Origin of the sequence: Mycobacterium persicum (genome assembly GCF_002086915.1) — a bacterium.
GTDB classification, from domain to species: domain Bacteria; phylum Actinomycetota; class Actinomycetes; order Mycobacteriales; family Mycobacteriaceae; genus Mycobacterium; species Mycobacterium persicum.
This window is the reverse complement of sequence record NZ_MWQA01000015.1, coordinates 1-1,764: the sequence shown is the minus strand read 5'-3', so window position 1 is coordinate 1,764 and position 1,764 is coordinate 1. Positions and strand designations below refer to the sequence as shown.

The following is a 1,764-nucleotide window of genomic DNA, read 5'->3' as shown; positions in this document are numbered from 1 at the left end:
GACTCTTGGGTGGGCAGGTCGGCATCGCCGCGTAGCTTACGGACGTTTTCGACCTCGATTGCCAACTCGCGCAGGGTGTAGCCGTAGCGTTTGCGGGCTTGGCTGAGCCGCTGCGCGTTGAGTGCGCGGATCGGGTCGGCGCCGGCCATGACGTCGATCATGCCGCATACATCAGCGCAGTTCAGCTACCTGTGCGCGTTTACGGTCATCACTGCCTGTCACTGCCTGTCACTGCCTGTCACTGCCTGTCACTTCCGGGCGCATCCAGGATGGCGATGTCCTTGAGTCGCGGCCGAACAGACCGCGCCCATACCGCAAGGAAGGACAGCAATCCATGAAGTTACGTATCGACACAGCCGGGGTGACGTTCCTGTGCACCCGAATTCCTGAGCAGCGCACCAATTTCGACACCGGGGCACCCCGTGTGGACAAGGCCGCCGGGCAAACGCTGTGGCAGGTCCAGTTGATCGCCCTGGATGCCACCGGCGGTGAAGTGCTGGCGGTCACCGTGGTCGGGGAACCGAAAGTCACGGTGGGTCAGCCGGTGGCGGTAGCGGGTCTGGTGGCGTTGCCGTGGTCCCAAGACGGCCGCTCGGGCATCGCCTATCGCGCCGAAACCCTCACCGCCACCGACCCCGGCACCATCAAGGCGGGCCAGCAGGCCAGGTAACCACAGGGCCGGCCCGGCGCCGCGCGGACACCGTATAGGGGCTGCCGGGCTGGCACCCCTACCCCTCTTTCCGCTGTCAGTTAAGGAAGACCGTCATGTCGAACACTCCAAACCGTAAGAACCACAACAACAATCAATCAGCTAATGATGACTGGATCGGCGAGCTGATCATCGGATTGGTTAAAGCGGCCGGACAGTTATTGTGGTGGGCGATCCTGTTTCCCTTCCTGAGCATCCCGGCCACGGTGGCGCTCTGGGCCGCCGTCAGTCAGGGCGCCCGCGCCGGCCTGGTGACCGCCGCCGTGGAGATCGCGGCATATATCGGCTGGGCAGTCGTGGAACCGGCCTCGTTCACCCGGTGGGTCACCAATCCGGTTAGGCAGCGTTTCTGGGCGTGGTGGCGCTACGGACGTAACTGGGCATCGGTGTGCGCCCTGCACGGGCTGACCGCCCGCCTGGGTGAGCGCACCCTGGTCCCGGCGGTGGTGTCGGTGCGGATCGGCCGCCACGTCGACGTGCTGATCGTGAAGGTTGTGACCGGCCAGTCGATTGCTGACTGGCAGAAACGCGTTCCGGCGTTGGCGGCAACATGGGCAGCGCAGCGGTTGACGATCCGCGCCACCGCGCCCGGGCAGCTGCGGATCATCATCGGCCGCGGGGATGTGCTCGCCCAGCCGATCGCGGTGCCCATGCCAAACCCGGGGTCGGCGGTTGATCTGCGCGCGGTGCGGGTCGGGGTCACCGAATCACGGCGCTGCTGGACGCTGCTGGTTCTCGGTAACCACATCCTGGTAGCGGGGGCCACCGGAGCCGGTAAGGGCTCGGCGCTGTGGTCGCTGATCGCCGCCCTCGCCCCTGACGTTAAGCGTGGCCGGGTGCGGTTGTGGGTGATCGATCCCAAGGCGGCATGGAACTCGGTGCCGGGGCAGCGCTGTTCACCCGGTTCTGCTACGACACCGATCAACACAGCGTGGAGTTGCTGCGCGAGCTGGTGGAGCTGATGCAGGCACGCGCCACCCGACTGCGCGGGCACACCCGCCTACACAGCCCTACCCTCGCCGAGCCCTTGTATGTGGTGATCATCGATGAGATCG

The 1,764-nt window shown here is 65.8% G+C and carries 1 protein-coding gene and 1 pseudogene; both read left to right on the top strand.

Features of this window, described 5'->3' with window-relative positions; translation table 11 throughout:
- Window positions 1-334: 334 nt before the first annotated feature.
- Entirely contained in the window at window positions 335-670 is a 336-nt protein-coding gene (locus tag B4U45_RS28460; RefSeq protein WP_075545708.1) for an SCO3933 family regulatory protein, read from the top strand.
- A gap of 95 nt (window positions 671-765) precedes the next feature.
- Window positions 766-1,764, top strand: a pseudogene (locus B4U45_RS28455) (FtsK/SpoIIIE domain-containing protein); the annotation flags it as partial.

What these genes read in the sequence shown, in the direction of transcription:
- B4U45_RS28460 (WP_075545708.1), top strand. Translation starts at nt 335, where the DNA reads ATGAAGTTACGTATCGACACAGCCGGGGTGACGTTCCTGTGCACCCGA.